General features: G+C 40.1%; 14 protein-coding genes. 10 read left to right on the forward strand and 4 right to left on the reverse strand.

The window, feature by feature from the left end; all coding sequences use genetic code 11:
* Positions 1–353 precede the first annotated feature (353 nt).
* Complete coding sequence (locus M23134_RS25505; protein WP_002701116.1) at positions 354–1,610, reverse strand: hypothetical protein; 1,257 nt, start codon at positions 1,608–1,610, stop codon at positions 354–356.
* 358 nt (positions 1,611–1,968) lie between these two features.
* On the opposite strand from M23134_RS25505, the gene M23134_RS25510 reads away from it, so the two are divergent.
* The 5 genes from M23134_RS25510 (at position 1,969) to M23134_RS25530 (ending at position 8,372) form a co-directional block, all read left to right on the forward strand.
* Positions 1,969–4,215: an AAA family ATPase gene (locus M23134_RS25510; protein ID WP_002701118.1), complete on the forward strand. Its 2,247-nt coding sequence runs from the start codon at positions 1,969–1,971 to the stop codon at positions 4,213–4,215.
* Positions 4,216–4,547: 332 nt separating this feature from the next.
* Positions 4,548–6,026: an AAA family ATPase gene (locus tag M23134_RS25515; protein WP_002701119.1), complete on the forward strand. Its 1,479-nt coding sequence runs from the start codon at positions 4,548–4,550 to the stop codon at positions 6,024–6,026.
* A gap of 132 nt (positions 6,027–6,158) precedes the next feature.
* A complete protein-coding gene (locus tag M23134_RS25520; RefSeq protein WP_002701120.1) occupies positions 6,159–6,608 on the forward strand; it encodes a helix-turn-helix domain-containing protein in 450 nt (149 codons plus the stop codon).
* Between the two features lie 84 nt (positions 6,609–6,692).
* Positions 6,693–7,772, forward strand: coding sequence for an AAA family ATPase (locus M23134_RS25525; RefSeq protein WP_157558642.1), 1,080 nt, complete (start codon positions 6,693–6,695; stop codon positions 7,770–7,772).
* A 99-nt stretch (positions 7,773–7,871) separates the two neighbouring features.
* Complete coding sequence (locus tag M23134_RS25530; RefSeq protein WP_157558643.1) at positions 7,872–8,372, forward strand: hypothetical protein; 501 nt, start codon at positions 7,872–7,874, stop codon at positions 8,370–8,372.
* Between the two features lie 150 nt (positions 8,373–8,522).
* Here M23134_RS25530 and M23134_RS25535 read toward each other — a convergent pair whose 3' ends face one another.
* From M23134_RS25535 to M23134_RS25545, 3 genes are all read right to left on the reverse strand, one after another.
* Positions 8,523–9,947 (reverse strand): hypothetical protein, encoded by a 1,425-nt coding sequence (locus tag M23134_RS25535; RefSeq protein ID WP_045114333.1) that lies wholly within the window; start codon positions 9,945–9,947, stop codon positions 8,523–8,525.
* A gap of 194 nt (positions 9,948–10,141) precedes the next feature.
* A complete protein-coding gene (gene dnaG / locus M23134_RS25540; RefSeq protein WP_002701126.1) occupies positions 10,142–12,232 on the reverse strand; it encodes a DNA primase in 2,091 nt (696 codons plus the stop codon).
* 330 nt (positions 12,233–12,562) lie between these two features.
* Positions 12,563–13,024 carry a hypothetical protein gene (locus M23134_RS25545; protein WP_002701128.1) on the reverse strand — a complete coding sequence of 154 codons (462 nt, stop codon included), beginning with the start codon at positions 13,022–13,024 and terminating at the stop codon, positions 12,563–12,565.
* A gap of 341 nt (positions 13,025–13,365) precedes the next feature.
* On the opposite strand from M23134_RS25545, the gene M23134_RS25550 reads away from it, so the two are divergent.
* The 5 genes from M23134_RS25550 to M23134_RS25570 all read left to right on the forward strand — a co-directional run bounded on the left by M23134_RS25550 (position 13,366) and on the right by M23134_RS25570 (position 21,616).
* Positions 13,366–14,553, forward strand: coding sequence for a tetratricopeptide repeat protein (locus tag M23134_RS25550; protein WP_157558644.1), 1,188 nt, complete (start codon positions 13,366–13,368; stop codon positions 14,551–14,553).
* Between the two features lie 309 nt (positions 14,554–14,862).
* Entirely contained in the window at positions 14,863–16,005 is a 1,143-nt protein-coding gene (locus M23134_RS25555; RefSeq protein ID WP_157558275.1) for a hypothetical protein, read from the forward strand.
* Between the two features lie 35 nt (positions 16,006–16,040).
* Entirely contained in the window at positions 16,041–16,952 is a 912-nt protein-coding gene (locus M23134_RS25560; protein WP_002701131.1) for a PP2C family protein-serine/threonine phosphatase, read from the forward strand.
* A gap of 291 nt (positions 16,953–17,243) precedes the next feature.
* Entirely contained in the window at positions 17,244–19,469 is a 2,226-nt protein-coding gene (locus tag M23134_RS25565) for a 7TM diverse intracellular signaling domain-containing protein (RefSeq protein ID WP_002701132.1), read from the forward strand.
* Positions 19,470–19,768: 299 nt separating this feature from the next.
* Positions 19,769–21,616 carry a SpoIIE family protein phosphatase gene (locus M23134_RS25570; protein ID WP_198145090.1) on the forward strand — a complete coding sequence of 616 codons (1,848 nt, stop codon included), beginning with the start codon at positions 19,769–19,771 and terminating at the stop codon, positions 21,614–21,616.
* Positions 21,617–21,870: the final 254 nt, after the last annotated feature.

Raw genomic sequence — 21,870 nt, forward strand, 5'->3', positions numbered from 1 at the left:
TCAAGAGGTTTATTGTAGGGGCTACCCTTGCTGTAATGCAATGGAAGTTCGCGATTTATCGGAATGGTCGCCCTAGCGAAGGAGTGCATACGCCGGCGGAAAGAAAGGCGCTGTTGGTCAGACACGACGCAAATGAGTATACTGTTTCAAAGTACAAGTGTGTATGCCATTTTTTTAAGTTGGGTAATTAATTACTTTCTTATCCCTAAACAGGCGTGAGAAGGCAAGTAACACTTGGCAATAAACTGTCAATAGCTACTGGAGTTCAAAAAGCAAACGAGGCTTATTTTTAGTGCCTTGAATCATTTATTGTCTTACTACACCCTATCTCCAATTTAGGGCGGGATTAAGTATTAGCTATTCAGCATCTGCAATGCCTTGGGAGTAGGTAAGTTCAACTTATCCCTTAATTGTATTGGCGAGTCATTGCATAACCATTTTGCCCCTTTTTTACTGAGAGGGTATTCAAAGTCTTTGACCTGGCGGGTATTTGTTCGTAAATGAAAAACATAAAAAAATACGGTATGCACATGGTGCGCTTTTATCACCAGGCTGTAGTTGTAATCAATTGCTTGCTTAGCACCTTTCATTTGCTTCTTTGCTTTGAGCGTAATTGAATGGATATTGCCCCAACTAAAGTGACGATCTGTAAAGGTGCTGATTTTTTTTATGACAAGGGCATTATCCCGGCTTTCTAAACGAGAAAACTGGAGAGTAAAAGTGAAAAACATGAATACCAGCGCCGAAAGTACAAGCGCGAGTTTGGCAGCACATAAAAACCAAGGCAACCACAGGCTTATCAGGTAGACAAGGCGTTGCCCCAGCATTCTAAAGTTAGGGATTAAGAAAATAAGAAAAGGTACCTTTTCAAAGTGAGTGATCGCTTGATTGGGCATAGCAGGGGTGCCGTAAGTTTTCAGCACTTCCTGCCTGGGCAAAGTGAGTTTGTCACTGATTTTTTGTTGCAGAGTGTGGGCAAAATATTGTACTTGCTCGCTTTGCAAAGGGTAACGGTATTCGTCGATCTGGGTGCCGCTTACTTTTAACGGAAAGTAGAGCAAAAAGTATTTATTTACCTGTTTACTTCTAATAATCAACTGAAAGTGATAACGAAACTGGTTGCGATTTTCTGTAAATACTTTTTCTATCCTTATATCTACCGATTCAAGTTCATCCCATAAGAATTTTTGCTTATTAGGGGTAAAAACATTGTTGATGATTAAACCCGTCTCATCAGCTTTATACCTGTATATTTTGCCCAAAAACAAAGGCAAAAGCAAGGCACCTACCGGGGCGCTTATTCTTAAATAAAGGGGTGACTTATAGAAGTTAATAATAGCTACTACTGACACCACCAAAAATAGAATAATAAAGATAGTGAGGGCATTTCTTATGTTATGATAACCATGTGAGTAAAGCCGTGGTGCTTGAGGCAGCGCATTAGGCACAGGTGTAGTTGTTGGGGGAGGGGTGAGTTTTTCTTGTGGGGGCAGGTTGACTGCTTTGCCCTGGAGCACAAGTTCATACTTGCTCCAAAATAACTCCTCTTTATTGGGGTTAAATATTGCCCATAGTTGGGCAGCGGTTTGTTCGTTGCTTGACTTTTTCATTTGATCACTTATTAGTTAGTAGTATTTTATACGGGGTTGAGTAGCAAGGGGTTGCCCTTGCTATGGTTGTCTTTTACAAAGAACGTTTGCCTGCGAAGTAGATAAGCCAAACGGTATTTTTGGTTTTTTGCAAGTGAAGGAATGGTTGAAAAACGAAAACAAGTATATGAAGCCTATATATACAGAGAGTTTTTTTTGAGTAAGCCACCAAATGGTGCAATCATAGCCCATAGTCGTTGGTTTTCAGTGTTGTTTTGTGAGCGGTAAAGCCATAAAACAATAGAGCAATATAACCATTTCATAATAAAATATTATCTTGCCTTTCTGATCAAATATAAAAACACCAACCTGAACACTTATGAAAATCTTAGAATATCCACTGGTTTGCTGGCAACTTACCAGCGGCGCCATTTTTGGGCAATTATTGGGCTACAGCCAGCAAGTGGTTGCTGACGATGTAAAAAGCCTCAAGGCATCGTTTTCTGAATATATAGAAAAACAAATGAAAGATAGTTGGTTTTATGAGCCCGAAATTGGCAGTACCCGCATCAAAACCATCTCTATGGACATAAGACCCCACTACCAGGAGAGTGACCGTATTTACCCAGTAAAAGAAACCCTGGAGGTAAAAATAGATGCGGTATATGGCAGCAACGAATCGGGCTATTATGAATGTTTTTTGCCCTTGCTGCACAAAAACTTTTATTTCTATAATGAAAAAGACCTCGATCGCCTGGTAGAGCACTTCTCTCGCGATACTTTTCATGCCCTTACCCCCGATGATATTTATAACTTGCTAATACCTGCTACTCCCTGGCTGGAACAGGTAAAGGTAAAAATACCCAAACGCAAAAAAGAAAAGTCACAAAGTGGAGACTATAAGCAGTTTAAACTGCTCAATGGCATTGCCGAAAAGTTGCCCTACTCGCGCAAAGAAAACCGTAAAGGCACCCCTGATGCTGCCTGGGAACGGGGCGAAACCATAGACCACCTCATCAATATTATGATTGCCGAAAAAACCAATGTGTTATTGGTGGGCAAAAGCGGGGTAGGCAAAAGCGCCGTTATTCACGAGGCCATTCGCAAGGTTACCAGCCAGCAAAAGTCTAAAGATTTTTTTGAGCGTAATTCTTTTTGGCGTACTACGCCCAGCCGCATTACTTCTAAGGCAAAGTACCTGGGCGAGTGGCAGCTGATATGCGAAGACATGGTGTATCAACTGGAGGGTGCCCGTGGTATTTTGTGGCTGGAGAGTTTTGTGATGCTTGCCCTCACTGGGGGCGAAGGTCCCGAAGACTCAGTGGCGGCATTTCTTACCTCGTTTATCCGGCGAGGCAAGTTGCGTATGGTGAGCGAAGTAACCCCCGAAGAGTTGGAAGTGATGCGCCGCATGATTCCTGGGTTTATCGAGCACTTTCGTATACTGAAGGTAGACGAAATGGATACCCAAACTACCCTGAAATTATTTGAGTATTTTAATCAATACATCAACAAGCGCTACAGTGTAGCGTTTACCCCAAAAGCCCAGGAAATGGCGTATGTACTGCTCGATCGTTTTATCAAATATGAGAGTTTTCCGGGCAAAGCCATTCGATTTCTGATGACTTGCGCCAACAAAGCCATGCAAGACAAAGAGTTGACCATAGACTTGCCCCAAATCATAGACAACTTTACCCGCCAAAGCGGTATCCCCGATTTTCTGTTGCGCGACGATTTGTTTTTGAACGAGGTAGAGTTGAAAGATTTTTTTAAGGAAAAAATAAAAGGGCAAGACCACGTGGTAGACAAGGTGAGTGACATCATCAAGGTGTTTAAAGCCGGGATCAACGATCCTAACAAGCCCGTGGCAACAATGATTTTTGCGGGACCTACTGGGGTAGGAAAAACCGCCACGGTAAAGGCAATCTCGTCTTACTTTTTTGGCAAAGGGCAAGCCTATGAACCATTGATTAGGCTGGATATGAGTGAGTTTCAACACCCTTCGCAAATCTATCGTTTGATTGGCTCTCAGGGTAAACTCATCCAACATGTGCGGCAAAAACCCTTCTCGGTGTTGTTGCTCGATGAGATAGAAAAAGCCAATCCGTTGATATTCGATGCTTTGCTTACGGTGCTTGACGAGGGTATTTTGCTCGATGCTGCTGGGCGTTTGACTGACTTTCGCAATACCATCATTATTATGACCTCTAACCTGGGCGCCACTACTCGTAGTTCTCTGGGTTTTAGAAGTTACCAGGGGCACGATTTTGAATCAAACGTGCGTGCGTTTTTCCGTCCAGAGTTTTATAATAGGGTAGATGCCATTTTGGTGTTCAATCCCCTCGAAAAAGAAACCATTTTATCGATTACCCGCAAAGAATTAGACGAGATTCAAAAACGGGATGGACTCAAGCAACGTAATATCAAGCTACAGTTTACCAAAAATCTGATAGAACACATTGGCGAAGAGGGTTTTGATCCTAAATACGGTGCCCGCCCCCTACAGCGTGAAATAGAGCGCCTCATCATTGCTCCCTTGGGGCATTTGTTTATCCAAAACCCCGCCTTTGTCAACCGCACCATCACGGTAGATTATGACGGCAAGGAGGTGAGTTTGAGGTATTAGAAAGATAATTGACTAATAGTAAAACTGTAGAGTGTAGCACAAAGCTTTTTTTTATCTTATAAAGTTGTATAACAAATTTTAAAATATATAAATTAGGATTGTACGAAGTTTTTAAAATCCTTGATATACAGGTATTTACATATAAATCAAGGTGTTAATTGTAGGGGCAACCCTTGTGGTCGCCCTAGCAAAGAGTAAACATGAGCGTATACGCCACCTTTTAAAAGTGAAAATAACCTTGTTTTTGTTCACTTTAACCTTGCAAAATGCTTATTATCAGATGATTACAAGACTTCATACACTCCTATATATAAATCCTTAATTCAAAGACTATGATTTCACAACAAATCCTTCATGAAATTAAGTATAAACAATTAAAAAATCTCTCAAATTTTACATTAAACTTAGAACCACATCCTATAACAGGTATATTTGGCCCTAATGGTAGTGGAAAATCTACTATTATATATTCTATTTTATGTGTATATCAACCAACAAAAGAAAATCCTCACAGAATAGATTATAACCCTCGCAAATTATTTACTCCTACAACTCATACAAATTATAATGGTAGTAGTTTTGATATAATACATTCATATAGGCAAGGTAAAATAGAACGTAAACATGTAAAACGTGAATATACCAAAAATAAACGCTGGAAACCAAGATACACAGATAGACCTGAAAGAGATGTTTACTTTATAGGGCTTGATACCTGCGTACCAGAAATAGAAAAAGAAAAATCGGAAACATTGATAACGTTTACAACAAAGGAGTTAAATGATAAGTCATCACAGAATATAAAACAGAAGGCAGAGTTTATTTTAAACCGAAGTTACCAAAAATATAATTCACACGACTTCAAAAAAAAAGTATTCAAAGGAGTTTGTTATGATAATATATCTTACTCATCACTAGCAATGGGAGCTGGAGAACAAAGAGTTTTTAAAATTTTAGAAGTTCTATTTAAAGCTGATAAATATTCCTTGATTGTAATAGATGAAGTTGGATTAACACTACACACAGATGCATTAAATAGACTACTTGAAGTATTGTTAGAACAGGCTAAAAAACAAAACATACAAATAGTTTTCACAAGCCATAGAGAAGAGGTAGCAAAAATGGATAAGATCAATATTAGACATATCCATCAAACACAAGGAGGTACAATATGTTTTGATAATTCAAAACCAGATTGTATGGCTAGGCTCACAGGAAAACAAGAACGAATTTTAGAAATATTTGTTGAAGATTCTCTATCAGAAGCTATTGTACGTAAAGTAGTGGAAAATCTAAATGTCAGAAGGCATTGTTCAATTAAGATATATGGGGCTATTCAGAATAGCTTTCCATTAGCAACAGGTTTATATCTTAAAGGAGATAATTTAGATAACACCTTAATTCTACTTGATGGAGACAAGTATCAAACTGAAGACGAAAAAACTAAGCAAATGAAAAAGCATTTTACTGGAAGTGAGCAAGATGCAGATGAAAAAAGAACGAACGCATTAAAATGCATTAGACAATACTGTATTCCAGACGGATTCTCACCTGAACAATTTGTACATAACAAATTGAAAGAGATAAGTGATGACGATGATGAAATAGTCAAGGCTGCGAGGCAAATAAATGCAGTACGTGATAAGCATGATTTTGTTGACCAAATTATAACTCAATTGGGATATGAAGACTATCAAGTAGGATTAAATAAAGTCGCCGATAAACTTTTTGAATCACCCTGCTGGAGTGACTATGTTAAAGAAATTAGTGATTGGCTTGGACAAAGAGCTCAAGCCTTGGGCTTAGTATAAATAGGCTATATCACATAGAAGTTTACATTGTATAAAATATACCTTGAATCTGCGTGATCTTGGATAATTCTATAAAGCATCATCCTTATATAAACAATAACTTTGATTTCTATGGAGACTTAAACTTTGAAGATGATGAAGAAACAAGCTAAAATACATAAAAGTGAGTTGATTGATGATTTATTAGATTCAGTCTCTCCTGAAGAAGAAACAAAGATTACAAGAAAAATGCAGTTGGCTACCAAGCTAGATGAGGGGTTAAAAGCCAAAGGTTGGAAGAAAAAAGACTTAATGAAAGCAATGGGACAGTCTAACGCCTCTATGGTTACGCGTTGGTTGAGCGGAACCCACAATTTTACGGTAGATACCTTGATTGACTTAGAAAGGGTACTTGATGTTCAACTCTTAGACATCGAGCCACCAGTTCCTTCGGTATCTTTTAAATTGACTCCTGAAATTGCTCATAACTTGCCGCCAGAGATGATCAATGAACTTGTGAATGTTATGCAAAATATGATGCAAACTTTGACTAGAAAATACAAAATTCAAGTGAACGATAAGCCAGAAGCAAAAGCGAGTTAAAATTATTATAATCATTAAAAAATAAGCCCAATTCATTTTGCCATGAACTGGGCTTATGTATTTGACAAAAAATTAATTGAAAAAATGCCTACATTAATAGACGCCTACGATTCGTACAAAGATTTTAACAAACACGCTTATTTTACCGTGTGTTTCGATACGCTGCCTTCGGTGCTTGCGTTAAGGTTACCCATGAAAGAAACCAAAGAACACATGGATCAAGTGCTTCGGTTGATTGATACTGACAGGTTTGACCTTGAGGTAATTTATAAAAACTGGAATACCGAAGATGCCAAGAATGCCGACTTCTCTAAAGATTTTATTTATCAACAGATGTTCAAAAGCAAGCAAGAAAAACTGCTGGTATCAGTTGATTTAGACGGTGACCGCCTGGCAGTAGACTTTTTGTATGAGGCTGCCAATCGCCACGTAGAAGAGTGGATCACTGCCACCAATCACGCCATTAGAACCACCTTTGGCGAAGAGCGAGGACCTGTATTCAAGGTATTGTCAAAAGATGGCAATTCTTTCTTTACCGAAGATGTAAAAACCAAAGACTTTGACCTCAACATTGGCGAACTCTACAACGACGATTTTCAAGAGGTACACGAAACCATCATGGAGTCCTTGACCGCCGATCGAGCTGGGTTGATATTGCTCCATGGCGACCCTGGCACAGGCAAAACCTCTTACATTAAAGGCTTGATTACCAAGCATCCGGGACAAGCGTTTATTTTTATCCAAAACGAGTTTGTCAATGAATTGCTCCGTCCCGATTTTGTGTCGTTTTTGCTCAACCACAAAAACGCAGTGCTCATCATCGAAGATGCCGAAAAAGTGATCATTACCCGTGAGCAATCCAACGCCAATTCGGTAGTATCTACCATTTTGCAACTCACCGATGGGCTTTTTAGCGATTACCTCAACATCAAAATTATCTGTACTTTCAACACCAGCATTGAGAAAATAGACAAGGCATTGTTGCGCAAGGGACGAATGATTGCCTATTACGATTTTAAACCCTTGAAGGGCGAAAAAGCTGCGGTGTTGATGGGCAACCTGGGGGCAGATGCAAAGGCCAAAGAAATGACGCTTGCCGAGATATTCAGCCACGAAGAACGAGGTTATGGCGATGCGAATAAGAAGAAAAAGATTGGGTTTTAGGCAGTGTTTTGCCTAGTGAAATACAACCCATTGCCCAGTAAATCAGTTGAACGATCAGAACAATACTCCTGTGAAACAGTATTTAAAATGACTACTACAATGAAAAAGTTATCGATCATGCCCACTATTTTGTTGACAATGCTATGCTGGGTAAGTTGTAAGAAAAAAGAAACCGCTGCCCCCACTACTACCAACTGGACTATTAGTGCGTCTGATTTGGCAGAAGCCAACCAAGCCAACGGAGATATTACCAAACAAAACGACGGACCATTGGTGAAGTATCAAGTATCTACCGCCTACATTCAACCCTTAAGTGGTAATACCCACGTTTTTAAGCTCTACTTTACTTCGCAGGATTCGCTCACTTGTTATGTAGAAAAACTTACCCAAGATTTTAATTATCATTCAGACGCTGCCAGCGGGCAAAACAAACTGGCGATGGTGGTGTTTAACCAAGACACCCTACAGCTAAAGTCCAGCGCTATTTCTATTCAACCTCGAACAGACCAAAACAAGTTTCATACAGTGTCTAACCTACACAGCCAAAGTAAAGGAGACTACAACGGCACTGTAAACGAGGTACCTTTGATTGGGCAATAATGAAAAGTGAAGATACAAATCGCCAAGCTTGAATAAGTTCTTGGCTTGAAAAAAGTGGATGGTGTATTAGTGGGAGAGATGAAAATGAAAAATAAAAATAATGCTGGAGTTTGTGTAGAACTACCAGCATTATTAAAATAGTTTTTTGTTTTAGGTGAATTTTATCATACTTTCAAGAGTTAGTTTATTTTGTTGACATATTTGATCAAAGTAGTTGGCTTCATACACTCCCTCACCTGCAAATGCAGTACGAACAGCTTCTTTTACATCTGCTACGTCTACTGGTGTCCAAGTTAACTCAAACAAATCGTAAGCCTCCTTGTTAATTAATTCTTTATAATATTCTTCTTTGTCATAGTAATACAAATCGCCATTTGCCAATATTTTTGGTCCTCCTCTTCCTATGTCTTTAAAAGTAGCATTATTACCCAGCGAATCTTCCAGGTATTGGATAAAATCATCTTTATTACTTTCAATGCTTGCCGCTCTGAGTTTTAGGTTTTTATATGCCTCTACATCACCATCAAAGTGTTCTGGCATTACTATAGAGTCTATCAACTGCTGGCTTGTTTCCATATGAGGTCCCCAACAAGAACCAATGCCTACCGCCTTTACATTGTTTACTGTACTCTCGTGTTGTTCTACCAATACGGCTAGTTTTGCCACTGCTCCACCCCCAGGCACCCGATTCTCGAGGGCGTCATGAGCCGCTATTTTTGAACCATCCTGCATAATACAGGTAATTGCCATACAACTACTCATGCCTACAAAGTCAACTTCCTGATCGGCAGTAGCTTGTACAAACTCGCCTTCTACACAGCGTAGCGTGGTAACATCTGCTCCCGTAGTATCTACCCTGGCTTGCAACAGGGCAAGGTCTGTGTCACTTACTGTAAGGTTGGGGTGAGCTTCGCCATTGATTGCTTTTTCTCGTACCTGTGTAAGGTAAGTATGGGCTTGCCCATAACTCAAATCGCTGATGTTTATATTACTATCATCATCTTTTAGGCGTTGGATAGGAGCTGGTGAGCTCGAAGGAGTATTACTTTGACTGTTTTGGTTGCTAAAGCTTGTGTCAGTTTTGCGCTGCAAAGGTGCATCCGCAATCTTATCCGCAGCCTTTTCGTCAGTAGTATTGATTGGTTGTCCGTTTACAAAAGCATCAGCTTTGGGTGGAGTTCCACGTTTTTCGTTGGTAATAAAATGGCCTACCTCGTGTTTGATGTTGTGCTCAGAGTCTTTTCCGGGAGCAAAATCAATTTTATTGCCTTGAATGGTCGCTTCGGCATTTACTGTTCCAGGAAACGAAGAGTTATGATTGATGTTCAAAGAAGAAGTATCTACACCATATTGTTCGCCCATGGTATTGGCTATACCTCTTGACTTTGGCTTTCGCTGTATTGGTTGTTGTTGTGTGCTAACAGGGTCTTGTTTTGAGTTAACCGGGCGTTGCTTTGCCTGAATGGTTGGTTGACTACCCTGTTTGCTTTGGATAGTTTTATTGCCTTGATTCTGTTGTTTTTGTTGAACAACATCCGTGTTTTGATGATCCTGGTCTTGGGTTTTCTTATGCATAAAATTATGATTTAATGACTGTTTATGGCAAGCCACATAAATGAAGCCTTTCAACTAAATTTTGCTTTACCGCTTAACCAATGGTTGCTTATGCTTATTTTATATAAATATAACGTTTTAATTTACAGGAAAACAAAATGCGCAGGAAGTTTTGCTGAATGATGATAGTTGTTATTGTGCGTTTGTTGTATTGTTTACTTCAAAATCACATTCCCCAACCGCTCCGCAATTTCTTTTTCCAGACTTTTAAGCTCCATGTGTAGCATCATCACCGCCTCTTGAGCTTCTATAGTTTGGGCGTCATTCATTTTCAGGCTGTTTTCGGTCAGCATTTTGCGCACGTGACGCAGTTTTAGCCGCAAAATTGCCTTGACCACCATACTATCCAGGATATCTTCGTCTTTGGGCACAAAAATACCGTGGCGTTCCACCCAGTTTTCGCTGATTTCGAACCGCTCTGAGATCAAATCAACCGCGGCTTTTTTCATCTCCTCGTTTTCGTGTTGTTGGATAAAATAATCAGCCGTAATGATGTTATCTTCTTTGAGTTTTTCGCGGAAAATCTCTAGCATTTTGGCATAAATAGGTGTTTCAAACTTCACCTCACTTATTTCGTCCAGCAAAAACGCACAAAGTTTGCCATCCTCTTTCAAGTCGTGATTGGCGTAATTGAGCAATATTCTGATATGCTCCTTTTCCTGAAAAGCAATCGGGCTTTTAAAAGGATCTTGAGGTGTGATAGGTTCGGTTGCTACATCAGTGTCATCACCTTCCCCGATAAGGGGCGGAGGAGTCATCTCTGGGTCAACCTGAATAAGCCCTTCGTCCTGGATATAAAATTCGCCATCGGGTGGGGGAGGCAGGTCAAACGGAAAATCGGCAGGAGGAGGCAATTGTTGTTGTCTTTTTTGCTCCCTTGCTTGTTTTTTTTGTTCTCTAAACTGACGGTCTTGCCTCTTTTTGGCGTCTTGCTTCAGTATTTTGTTACCCTCATCAATCAGTACCGCCTCGTCTACCTCCAGCAAGGCACTACACTCACGGTAAAAAACCGATCGTTTGATGGCATCAGGTATTTTAGTAATACTCTCTACCACCTCTCTTATCATTTCGGCACGTTTAAAAGGCTGGTCGCCGCTTGCCGCCTGTTTGGTTTCTTCCATATACAGGCGTGCCTTAAAAGTGATGAAGTCTTGGGAGTTTTGATTGATAAAATCTTTAAAAGCCGTACCCCCCACTTTTTTTACGTAGCTGTCGGGGTCGTCGCCATCCGGAAAAAGCACCACTTTTACATTCATTCCCTCTTCCAGCACCAAGTCAATTCCGCGAATAGCTGCCTTGATTCCCGCCGCATCACCATCGTACAACACTGTAATATTGGGGGTGAACCTACGGATAAGCCTTATTTGGTCAGAAGTGAGCGAAGTGCCCGAACTTGCCACCACATTTTCTATGCCTGCTTGGTGCAGCGATATTACATCGGTATAACCCTCTACCAGGTAACAATCATCGTCACGCAATGATTTTTTGGCTTGATACAACCCATACAACACCTTGCTCTTGTGGTAAACCGGCGATTCGGGGGAGTTGAGATACTTGGCTTGTTTTTTATCATTTTTGAGAATACGCGCGCCAAAAGCAATCACTTTACCCGCCAGGTTATGAATCGGAAAAATGACCCGATCGCGGAAGCGGTCAAAGTAGCGCCCGTTCTTGTCTATGGTAAGCCCTGCCTTTACCAAAATAGGCAGGCTGTATTGGTCGGCTTGAGCTTGTTTAGTAAAAGCTTCCCAACTATCCAGGCTATAGCCCAGCTCAAAAGTTTCAATCGTTTTGACACTAAAGCCTCGTTCTTTGAAATAAGCCAAACCAATGGCTTGACCCTCAGGAGTTTGATGTAGGTTTTTTTCGTAATGCTTGCTGGCATACTCTAGGGCAATCAACAAACTTTCGCGTTCGTTTTGCCGTGCCACCTCCTCTGGGGTAGGTGGCTCATCCTCGTCAAGCTCAATGTTATACTTTTGGGCAAGGTAACGCAACGCCTCCGGATAACTCAGCTTTTCTACCTCCATCACAAACGTGATAGCATCGCCCCCCTTACCTGAGCTAAAGCACTTAAAAATGCCCTTTGCCGGAGACACCGAAAACGAAGGCGTTTTCTCGTTGGTAAAAGGAGAATGTGCCCACCAGTTGCCTCCCTTTTTTTTGAGTGAGACAAAATCGCCCACAACATCCACAATATCAACTACATCGCGAATTTGCTCGATGGTTTCTTCTGAAATACGCATAAAAAAAGAAAATTAAAAGGCTTAATAATGAGTCCAAAAACGAAGGGATGGTACTATTTTTGAAGTAAAAATGACACCGTTAATTTGGTGTCATTTTTGTTTACAGGCTTCTTGCACTGCATTTTTATTACAAAGAGAGGATTACGGTTAGTTCGCTCATTGTAAGTAGTTGTAAGAGCCTGTTTTCATTTCAAATATAAGAATATTATTCTTAAAAATAAAGTAGCTAAGCCCATCAGCTATCTAAAACACCACACAATCCTATTTAAGTTAACTGATTTATCTAAATTCTTTCTGCTACCCTTTTGCTGCCTGGTACTTTGTTGAACACTATTGCTTGGTATAAGTATAAATCTTATATTGGTTACTACTGCCTGTGGCAGCATCCATGCCTTCTACGCTTGCCTCAAACACATCGCCCACCTTTAGCCCTGGCATTGCTTTGTTCAATTGAGGGAATAAAGTCTGGGTAGCCCCAAGGGTGAAAACAAACTTAACTGTGATGGTGGGTTTAAGCCCTTGAAACTGAGGGAAACCAGCGCCACAGCCCAATATTTTTACCACTTTTACTTCTGCCTGACAAGCTTGCTTTTCGCAAGGAGTTTGTGGTGTTTTTACTTGGGGCACTGGGGCTATTTTGATAATTTTACCTATTATTTTGCACGTGTTAGGGGCTGGGCCAGGGGGAACTATCATATTTGTTTGAGCTATGCATTGGTAGTGAGTAGATAAAAACAGGACAAAACTGCATAAAAAATAAAGGTAGTAACGCCTAAAGTAGTTAAAGTTCATATTTTTAGCTTTTCGAGTATAAAATGAAACGAATACAAGGTAATCCTTTTTTGTACAGGTGTTTTTTGTTAATTGTGTGATAAAATAGCCATATTTGTGAAAAAAGCACTATCATATCAGGATTTACTTATAATTAAAATGTGTAAGCTTTGCGGTTTTGTCGCTCACACAACAAACAGGGACTACCCTCTCTTGGAACAATTTATTTATGAAAGATCACTTAAAGACATAAAACAAACTACTTATATAAAATATTTTGTAAGGCACCTGTTTTTTTTGAAGTCTGTTATCAAGAGGTATTGTTTAATATGAGGGTATTTTGGGATGATTATACAGAAAGAATGAATAAAAAGAACCTGAAAAAGCCTGTACTAATATTGTTCATCGGGCTTTGTTTGATCACAACATTATTTACTTCATTATGGGCACAACCATCATCAAACTATATAGATAGCCTACAGCAAGTATTGACTGTGTCAGAAGGCAAACAAAGGGTAGACTTGCTCAACGAATTGTCTGACTTGAATAGCCGAAAAGAACTGAATGAGGCCATCACCCTTGCCAAAGAAGCCCTGCAACTATCACAAAAGATAAAGTACCCGCTGGGGCAAGCCTATGCCTCTTATAACCTGGGGCACCACCTCATTTCGCAAGGCAGTTATTCTCAGGCACTTGATTATTTATTTGTTGCACTCAAAATTTATGAACAGGTAGATGTTGCAATCAAAAAAGCCCAGGTACTGCGTGCCATTGGGCATGTGTACAATGGCTGGCAAGCACACCAAAAGGCAGTAGAATATTACAAACAACAACTAAAAATAGGTCTTGAGATCAAAGATACTGCTACTATAGGTTCCGCTTACCTTAACTTGAGCTATGCCTTTGTCCAAAGCAAAAAGCCCAACCGTGCCATTCAGTTTATTGACGAGTCTCTCAAGTATTCATTGGCTACCCAAGACACCCTAAGGATAATCATAGCCAGGGCAAACCGGGCAGATGCTTATTTTCAATTGGGCAAGCGTAAAAAAGCGTTGCAGCTTTTACTAGAGGTGCACGAGTGGTACAAAAACCACTATTATCAAGACTATGAACAATATGCCTGTGCCGATATTGCGGGGGTTTATCTGGTAGAAAACCAATTGAATAATGCATTGATTTATGCCACCAAAGGCTATTTGTTGGCAATTAACTCAGGCAGCAAGCCCAAAGCCAAAGAAATTAGCGATTTGTTATATAAGATACACAAGAGAAAAGGCAACACAAGTAAGGCTTTGCATTACCTGGAGAAATCGAGGGCATACCAAGACAGTATTTTGAACGACCAAAAGAAAAACGAGTTGGCAAGTCAGGATTTATTGCGTTTACTGGAGAAGTACGAGGTAGAAAACAAGTCATTGAAAGAGTACCGGGCAACCAATGAACGTTTTAAAACCAGAAGAAACGTGATTGGTATTTTTATTTTGTTTATTTTGGCTTTTGTGCTGGTGATAGGGTTTTTATTGTATCGTAACAACAAATTTAACTTGTAGAAATTAAAAAGGGTATAAAAAATTGAATTCCAATTAATTATACCCATAATTCATTGCAAAAGGTTATTATTATATCTCCTAAAACATCATAATAGCTTTTACAATGAATATACATTTTAAAAAAACTTTCGTAAAGAACTATCCTCTTTAGTAAAAAAATATTTTCGTGGTCATTTTTGTGAGGAGGTCAACATATTTACTACCATTTCGGAAACATTTGATAAATCGTGTTTGAGTTTAGAGGAATGCACTAAACTAGAAAAGCTTCTGCAGGTTTTTTATTTGGGTCAATTGGTAGGTTTACCTACTTTGAACAGTATCTTAGTGAAGCATGGGGTTGTGAGCAATTCTGCTCAAATCAGCTATCAAAAGTTGGCTTCTAATTTATCTATTAGCACCATTCGGAAGCTATTTGAAGAGGTTTTTTCGGCTCAGTTGGGTCAGGTACTCCAAGAAATGAGTGAAAAAGATTCAAGTTGTTGGTCAAAAACAACGGTCACTGTTGTGTTGGATGATAGCGTGTTTCGGTGTTGGCTATCTTCTCAGAATCATTTGAAAGATTTTGAGGAGTGCTACGGGAAATTTTTTAGTGGTCAGTTTGGTACAAGTGTGTATGGTTTTCGGGTGTTGACCCTTGGGGTGAGCATTGATGGGGTATTTTACCCACTTTTCTTTGATTTTATCAAGAAGAAAACCTCCAACGCTTATCAGAAACCAGCAAAAGTAGCTCAAAAGCTTGTGAGGCGCTGGGGAGAATATCGCAAAAAGCTGACTAGAACTGGGTATGATTTTCCTACACTTCACCTGAGTTGTGACAATGGATATAGTAATGAGGCTTTGGCAGAAAGTTGTGCCCAAAATGGACTTTGTTACATCAGTGTAACCAAAAAATCTCATTATGTGGTAATAGAGGGTCAAAAGGTAAAGCTCTCTGATTGGATTGAGAAAGAATTTATCCCAGCAGAGCAAGCTCATCAAGCGAGTCAAAAAATGCTTCCTGAGGAAGATAAAACCACTTTTAAAAGGAGAATAAGTGCCTATTATTGTAGCAAGAAACAAGCTGTAACTTTGCTGTTTTTTCGGCTCAATGGATCAAAGAAAGTAAGTGTTATTTATAGCACAAGTAAACATATTTTCGCCAAAACCTTGCGAAGACACTGGTTTCAGAGAACTTATATTGAACAGTTTTTCAAATTACTCAAACATGTGCTCCAAATTGGGGAAGCCAGAACAAAAGACAAAAAAGGTTTTGAATTCAAGTTATACCGATTTTCTTATGTAGCCTTGCACGCACAAAAACTGGTGAAATGGATCAGAAAACAAATGAAGGGTTTTAACAAAAAAGGGTTCATTACCATACAGCGAACCCTTAATTCAGACCCGGATATTTTAGACCTTTTGCAAGAAAAATTAATAGCAAACATTTGTAAATCAAATAGTTATAAACAATGAAATAATTACAATTTAACCAGGAGCGCACCCAACTTATGGCAAAAAACCGGGTAGATATTATTTTGCAAAACAAAGAGCTCAAAAGGCAACACCAAGCCATTGAAGAAAAAAACGATCAGCTCAAAGCCCAACATTTACACATTTTTAACAGCATTCGGTCTGCCGAAACCATTCAGCAAGCCATTTTGCCCCAAGAAGCGTTGCTACGCGATTTGTTGTTCGATTATTTTATTATATTTCGTCCTCGTAATATTGTTTCGGGCGATTTTTACTGGTTGTCATCGGTAGGTACCCGGTTTCAGGCAACCATCGAAAGCTCCCAAAGAGCCAAAACTCTAGTGGCAGTAGTAGACTCTACCGGACATGGGGTACCAGGTGCTTTTATGAGTATGATTGGCAATACTTTGCTCGACAGAATTGTGAAAATAGAGCGGGTGACTACCCCATCTGAAATTTTAAAACGGATGAACCTGGAGATTTTTTTGGCTTTGCAGCAAAACAGCAACAACAACGACGAAGGAATGGAAATGGGGATATGCTCGTTTGAAAAGCTCAACGATAGGGAAACCAAAGTGGTGTTTTCGGGAGCAAGGCGTCCCTTATATGTGGTACATCAGGCTTTGTCGGTTACCAAAAAAACCATAGAAACCTACAAAGGTAGCCGAAGGTATTTGGGAGGTAAGCGAAATATAGGGGCACAGTTTTTTGACCATGAGCTGGTACTCAACAGTGGTGATGCCATTTATATATCATCCGATGGCTTTGTAGATCAGAACAGCGACGGTCGTAAAAAGTTTGGCTCAGAACAGTTGGTAAAAGTACTCTTGGAAAATGCTCATTGGGCAATGCCCAAGCAGCAGCAACTACTGACTCAGGCGTTGGACAAACACCAGGGCAGCAGCGAGCAAAGAGATGACATATTACTGATGGGGGTAAGGATTACCTGATAGCAGGCGAAGCTTTGGTATCAGATTTGAAATAAGAGCTTGTTTAAAATTTAATAATTAGGTGTTTTACGCGATTTTTCTGATTATATTTTGCCAGATTTTTCAGCAATAGCTGGGCTATTCCTTCAAAATCTGACGCATCTAATCCAAAAACTCATCGTAAAACCTCCTATAACCGAAAATTTAAACAAGCTCTAAAGCAAGAAGTTGTATTGGTGCATTCGCAAAATGTGTGGGTGTAATCACAACTTTCAATTTAAATTATTTAGGGGTAGCAGACGTACGCGGGATATGTTTATCAGAAGTATCATCATTATATTTATTTGCCTGGTAGGAACACTACAAAGGGCACAAGCCCAAAAAGTAGTAAAACTTACCACAAAACAATCAGAGATTATCTTAGGCGATAAAGTAGCCATTCTGGAAGATTCTACTCAACGGTTGAGCTTGTTGCAGGTGTTGAAGCCTAAAAATCAGCAACGCTTTAAACCCTCTAAAGACAAATACCCTAATTTTGGTTTTTCCCACTCTCATTTTTGGGTAAAGCTAAAGTTACAAAACCAAACCCAACCCCAGGAGAAAACCCTCGAAAGCGTTAACCAATGGTTTTTGAAGGTAGCTTATGCTCCAATAGATTATATAGAGTTTCATTACCAAGACAAAAACGGTAAATGGCAAAAAAGGATATGGGGCGACCATGTACCTTTTGCCAACAGGCTGGTGTTTCATCCTCAGGTAGTCATTCCTTTTCATTTGACAGACACCCAGGTGCACACTTATTACCTCAAAGTATATACCCAGGGTTCATTACAATTGCCTTTGGTAATGCAAAGCAACCATAGGTTTAACGAAGCCAACATGGTTTCTGAAATCGTTTTTGGAGTGTTGTATGGTGTCATGGCGATCATGCTCATGTATAACTTGTTTATATTTTTAGCCATTCGCAGCTACAGCTACCTGTTTTACTGTCTTTATATATTGTCATACCTATTGGGGCAGTCTACCCTCAACGGACATAGCTTTCAATTTTTGTGGGGCGATTACCCCTGGTGGGCAAACGTTGCCCTGCCTTTTAGCATCACCTTTGGGTCGTATTGTGCGGTATTGTTTGCCATTCGCTTTTTGCAAACCTATAAATATGTCCCCCGCTGGAACGTGGTGTTGATTGGCTTTAGTGTGGTTTTGTTTTTTATGATCATCGTGACCTTTACCACCGAGTACCAAATAAGCATTATTACGTCTACCTTATCGGTCATGACTTCCTCTGTACTTATGTTACTTACGGGTATTTTGGTATGGCGCAGGGGCAACCGCGCCGCTAAATACTACATTATGGCCTGGACTATAGTGTTGATTGGGTTATTTATGGCAGTATTGAAACCTTACGGATTTTTGCCTAATCATTTTTTGGTAGACAATGCCAACCAGGTAGGGGCAGTCATCGAAGTGATTTTCTTGTCGTTGGCGCTTGCCGACCGCATCAACATCTACCGAAAGGAGACTATAGAAGCCCAGGCAGAAGCATTGGCGACTGCCAAAGAAAACGAACGAATTATTACCGAACAAAACCAGGTGCTGGAGCAAAAAGTGCAGGAGCGTACCTCCGAAATTACTGCCCAAAACGAAGAGTTGTTTCAGCAACAAGAAGAGATCATGGCGCAGCGTGATGCGGTAGAGTCGGCAAACCTTACCCTCAAAGACCAGGCTACCGAACTGGAGTATGCTAAAAAGAGCCTTGAGGAAAAAACCATCCAGTTGAACAAAAGCCTGGAAGCTGCTTTTACCATTCAAAATGCCATATTGCCTTACGAAAAGGAATTGGCAAAGTTGGTGGATAGCCACTTCTTGTTATATAGCCCCAAAGACATAGTATCGGGTGACTTTTATTGGTTGCACAAAGAACAAGAGCACAACAAAACTTTTTTGGCGGCGGTAGACTGTACCGGGCACGGGGTACCCGGAGCGTTTATGAGTTTGATTGGAAGTACTTTGCTCGATAGGGTAGTAAAAATGGAACAGGTATTTGACCCGGCAGAGATTTTAGCAAGGCTCAACGAAGAAGTATTGAATGTTTTGCGTCACCAGGACTATAAGAGTGATACAGGAATGGATGTTTGTTTGTGTGTGCTTGAGTATGGTGAACACACTCAGGTAAATATTACGTATGCCGGGGCTCGTCGTCCGTTATACTTTTTGCGTGATGCTACTCGTGAGCTGGAGGAGATCAAAGGAGATCGGATACACGTAGGAGGGGTAAAAACTGCTGATCGTACATTTACCAATCATGAGTTTACCTTGTTTCAGGGCGACAACCTGTACCTGACCAGTGATGGTTATATAGATCAAAACGACTTGAAGCGTAAAAAAATAGGTCGGAAAAGGTTCAACGAACTGTTACAAAGTGTGGGTGGTTTGCCAATGAATGAGCAGTACGAAACTTTGCTCAACACCTTGAAAACACACATGGAAGGCACCGAACAACGCGACGATATATTGGTGATGGGAGTAAAGCTGTAAACAGGGCTAATGTATTACCTTTTTTAGCTGATTACTTATTCAGCCAAAAAAATCACCTTTGTATAAGTGCTTCGTTAAACTTATGTCAGGGCGCAAACCCTGCGTGATTGCTCAACCCTGTTTGAAGGGCTTGCTATACGGGCCATTGGCTTTTCCGACATACCGTGCTTGTTATTAATTGACCACAAATATGAGGCACCTGCTTTATGAGTCTAAAAAAACTATTTACAACGGTTATTATCATCATCATTGTTTTATCATCTTTTGTTGGGGTGTTTATTTTTACCCAGGTTAAAAATATGCAGCGCGACATAGAGCAGATAGTAAACCTGGAAGAACCTTTTGAGAAAGCAGTGCTTGAGATAGAAATCATTGCGTCTAACATAGCCAACTCATTGCTCGACTATGTAGACAATCACAACTATATACAACCCGAAAACATCAGAAAATACCAGGCTGACTTTGACAAACACATCAAGCTATATGAAAAATATGCGAAGAGTAAGCAGGAAATAGCCTTTGGTAAAGACCTGATAAAAGAGTATGCCCATTTTAACAAACTCACCTCGAAGGCAGTCATTAACTCTACCCGAAAGCATGGTAAATTATTTTCGGTACAAACTATGGTCACTGTGCAGGATGAGCTGATTGATGATTTGTTTAAAAAATACATAGACAACCCTTCCTCCGATATTTTAACCAAACTTAAGGTCATCTCAGACTTTTATAGCCTCAACGAAGAGTTGCTCAATGCTATAGAAAGTTATGTGATTGTAAAAGATTCGGTGAGTGCCCATAAAATTGCCAACAAAAAATTAAAGTACCTGAAGTTTGAAAAAAACTACCTCAATACCAACCGCCCTGATAAAGACTGGGTGGCAAAAATGAATGAAAACTTTGCCATTACAGTAAACCTTGGCAACGAACTCATGCGTTTGGAGAGTATTCAGAACAACCTCATGAAGCAGTTTCATCAGTCGTTGAACAAGATAGACAACCTGCTTGATAAAAAAATACAACCACTCATTAGAAGTAAAAATGAAGAACTGCTTGCTGACGCTAATCAGGCTGGAGGGCTCATTATCAATTTTATGCTTATATCATTGGTATTGGTCATAGTTGCCATGTTGGTAGTAGCAATAGTAGTGCGCCGTACGGTGCTCAAGCCGGTACTGCAACTCAATGAAGTAGCCAAACAAGTGGCACAAGGAAAGTTTAAGGTAGACTTTAACATAAAAGCAAACAACGAGATAGGAGACCTTACTTCGTCTTTTCAGACAATGACTGTAGGCATAGAGCGCTTGGTTGCCAAATACCGTGACTTGAATAAAGACCTGGAGGATAAGGTAGCCAAGCGTACCGAAGAGCTGACCGAAAAAAATTATAAGATTACTTCCAGTATCAATTATGCCAAACGTATCCAACAGGCAGTATTGCCCCCCAAGCTAGAGGTGACGAGTCAGTTGCCCGATGCCATGGTATTGTTTAAACCACGTGACATTGTAAGTGGTGATTTTTACTGGTTTGCCCAAATAGGTACCCAACCCAAGAAAACTGTGCTTGCTGCAGTGGATTGTACCGGGCATGGCGTGCCCGGAGCATTTATGTCTATGGTGGGCAATGCTTACCTCAACCAAATCATTCGGTTGCAAGGCATACTGTCGCCCGAAAAAATCTTGGATGAGTTACACCTGCACATTAGAAAAGACTTAAAACAAAAAGAAACCCACAACAGGGATGGAATGGACTTGGCCTTGGTGGTGATTGACCACGAGGGCAAAAAAATAGAGTTTGCCGGAGCCAAAAACCCGCTTTTATACATTCAGGATGGAGCATTGTATGAGATCAAAGGTGACAAGTTTCCAGTGGGAGGTTATGCCCACGCCAAAGAGCAGTCGTTTGCCAAACATGTGATAGATACTTCTAAACCCACTACTTTTTATGTCTATTCAGACGGCTATCAAGATCAGTTTGGTGGCCCTAAGGGGCGCAAGTTTATGTCCCGAAGGTTTAAAAACCTATTACTTGAAATACACCAACTGCCCATGAAAGAGCAAAAACAGGTACTTGAAAACCATTTACAAGAATGGATGGGCGAACAAAACCAAGTAGATGATATTTTGGTGATTGGCGTACACTTGCCTTGACAGCATTGGTCGTTGCTGCAAATAAGATGGTTGATCAGAAAAAAAGAAATAAACCTTACCCCGACAGTTTCAAGAGCGAATTGTGAGCGTAAACCTACTTAAAATGACTATCTTTGAACACTCAAACGTCTACCTTTCTACATTTTCGAAATATTTTTTGTTAAAAGTATCCATATCAACCGCTATAATTGGTATATCTAGTCGATAGCCTCTACAGCCTCAAGCTTTTAGCGACAAGTCCTTAGATGCCGATG

The organism is Microscilla marina ATCC 23134 (assembly GCF_000169175.1).
Lineage (GTDB): Bacteria > Bacteroidota > Bacteroidia > Cytophagales > Microscillaceae > Microscilla > Microscilla marina.

Bases quoted from the DNA above. Each gene is read 5' to 3' on its own strand.
- M23134_RS25505 (WP_002701116.1), bottom strand. From the start codon at position 1,610: ATGAAAAAGTCAAGCAACGAACAAACCGCTGCCCAACTATGGGCAATA.
- M23134_RS25510 (WP_002701118.1), top strand. From the start codon at position 1,969: ATGAAAATCTTAGAATATCCACTGGTTTGCTGGCAACTTACCAGCGGC.
- M23134_RS25515 (WP_002701119.1), top strand. From the start codon at position 4,548: ATGATTTCACAACAAATCCTTCATGAAATTAAGTATAAACAATTAAAA.
- M23134_RS25520 (WP_002701120.1), top strand. From the start codon at position 6,159: ATGATGAAGAAACAAGCTAAAATACATAAAAGTGAGTTGATTGATGAT.
- M23134_RS25525 (WP_157558642.1), top strand. From the start codon at position 6,693: ATGCCTACATTAATAGACGCCTACGATTCGTACAAAGATTTTAACAAA.
- M23134_RS25530 (WP_157558643.1), top strand. From the start codon at position 7,872: ATGAAAAAGTTATCGATCATGCCCACTATTTTGTTGACAATGCTATGC.
- M23134_RS25535 (WP_045114333.1), bottom strand. From the start codon at position 9,947: ATGCATAAGAAAACCCAAGACCAGGATCATCAAAACACGGATGTTGTT.
- dnaG (WP_002701126.1), bottom strand. From the start codon at position 12,232: ATGCGTATTTCAGAAGAAACCATCGAGCAAATTCGCGATGTAGTTGAT.
- M23134_RS25545 (WP_002701128.1), bottom strand. From the start codon at position 13,024: ATGAACTTTAACTACTTTAGGCGTTACTACCTTTATTTTTTATGCAGT.
- M23134_RS25550 (WP_157558644.1), top strand. From the start codon at position 13,366: ATGAATAAAAAGAACCTGAAAAAGCCTGTACTAATATTGTTCATCGGG.
- M23134_RS25560 (WP_002701131.1), top strand. From the start codon at position 16,041: ATGGCAAAAAACCGGGTAGATATTATTTTGCAAAACAAAGAGCTCAAA.
- M23134_RS25565 (WP_002701132.1), top strand. From the start codon at position 17,244: ATGTTTATCAGAAGTATCATCATTATATTTATTTGCCTGGTAGGAACA.
- M23134_RS25570 (WP_198145090.1), top strand. From the start codon at position 19,769: ATGCAGCGCGACATAGAGCAGATAGTAAACCTGGAAGAACCTTTTGAG.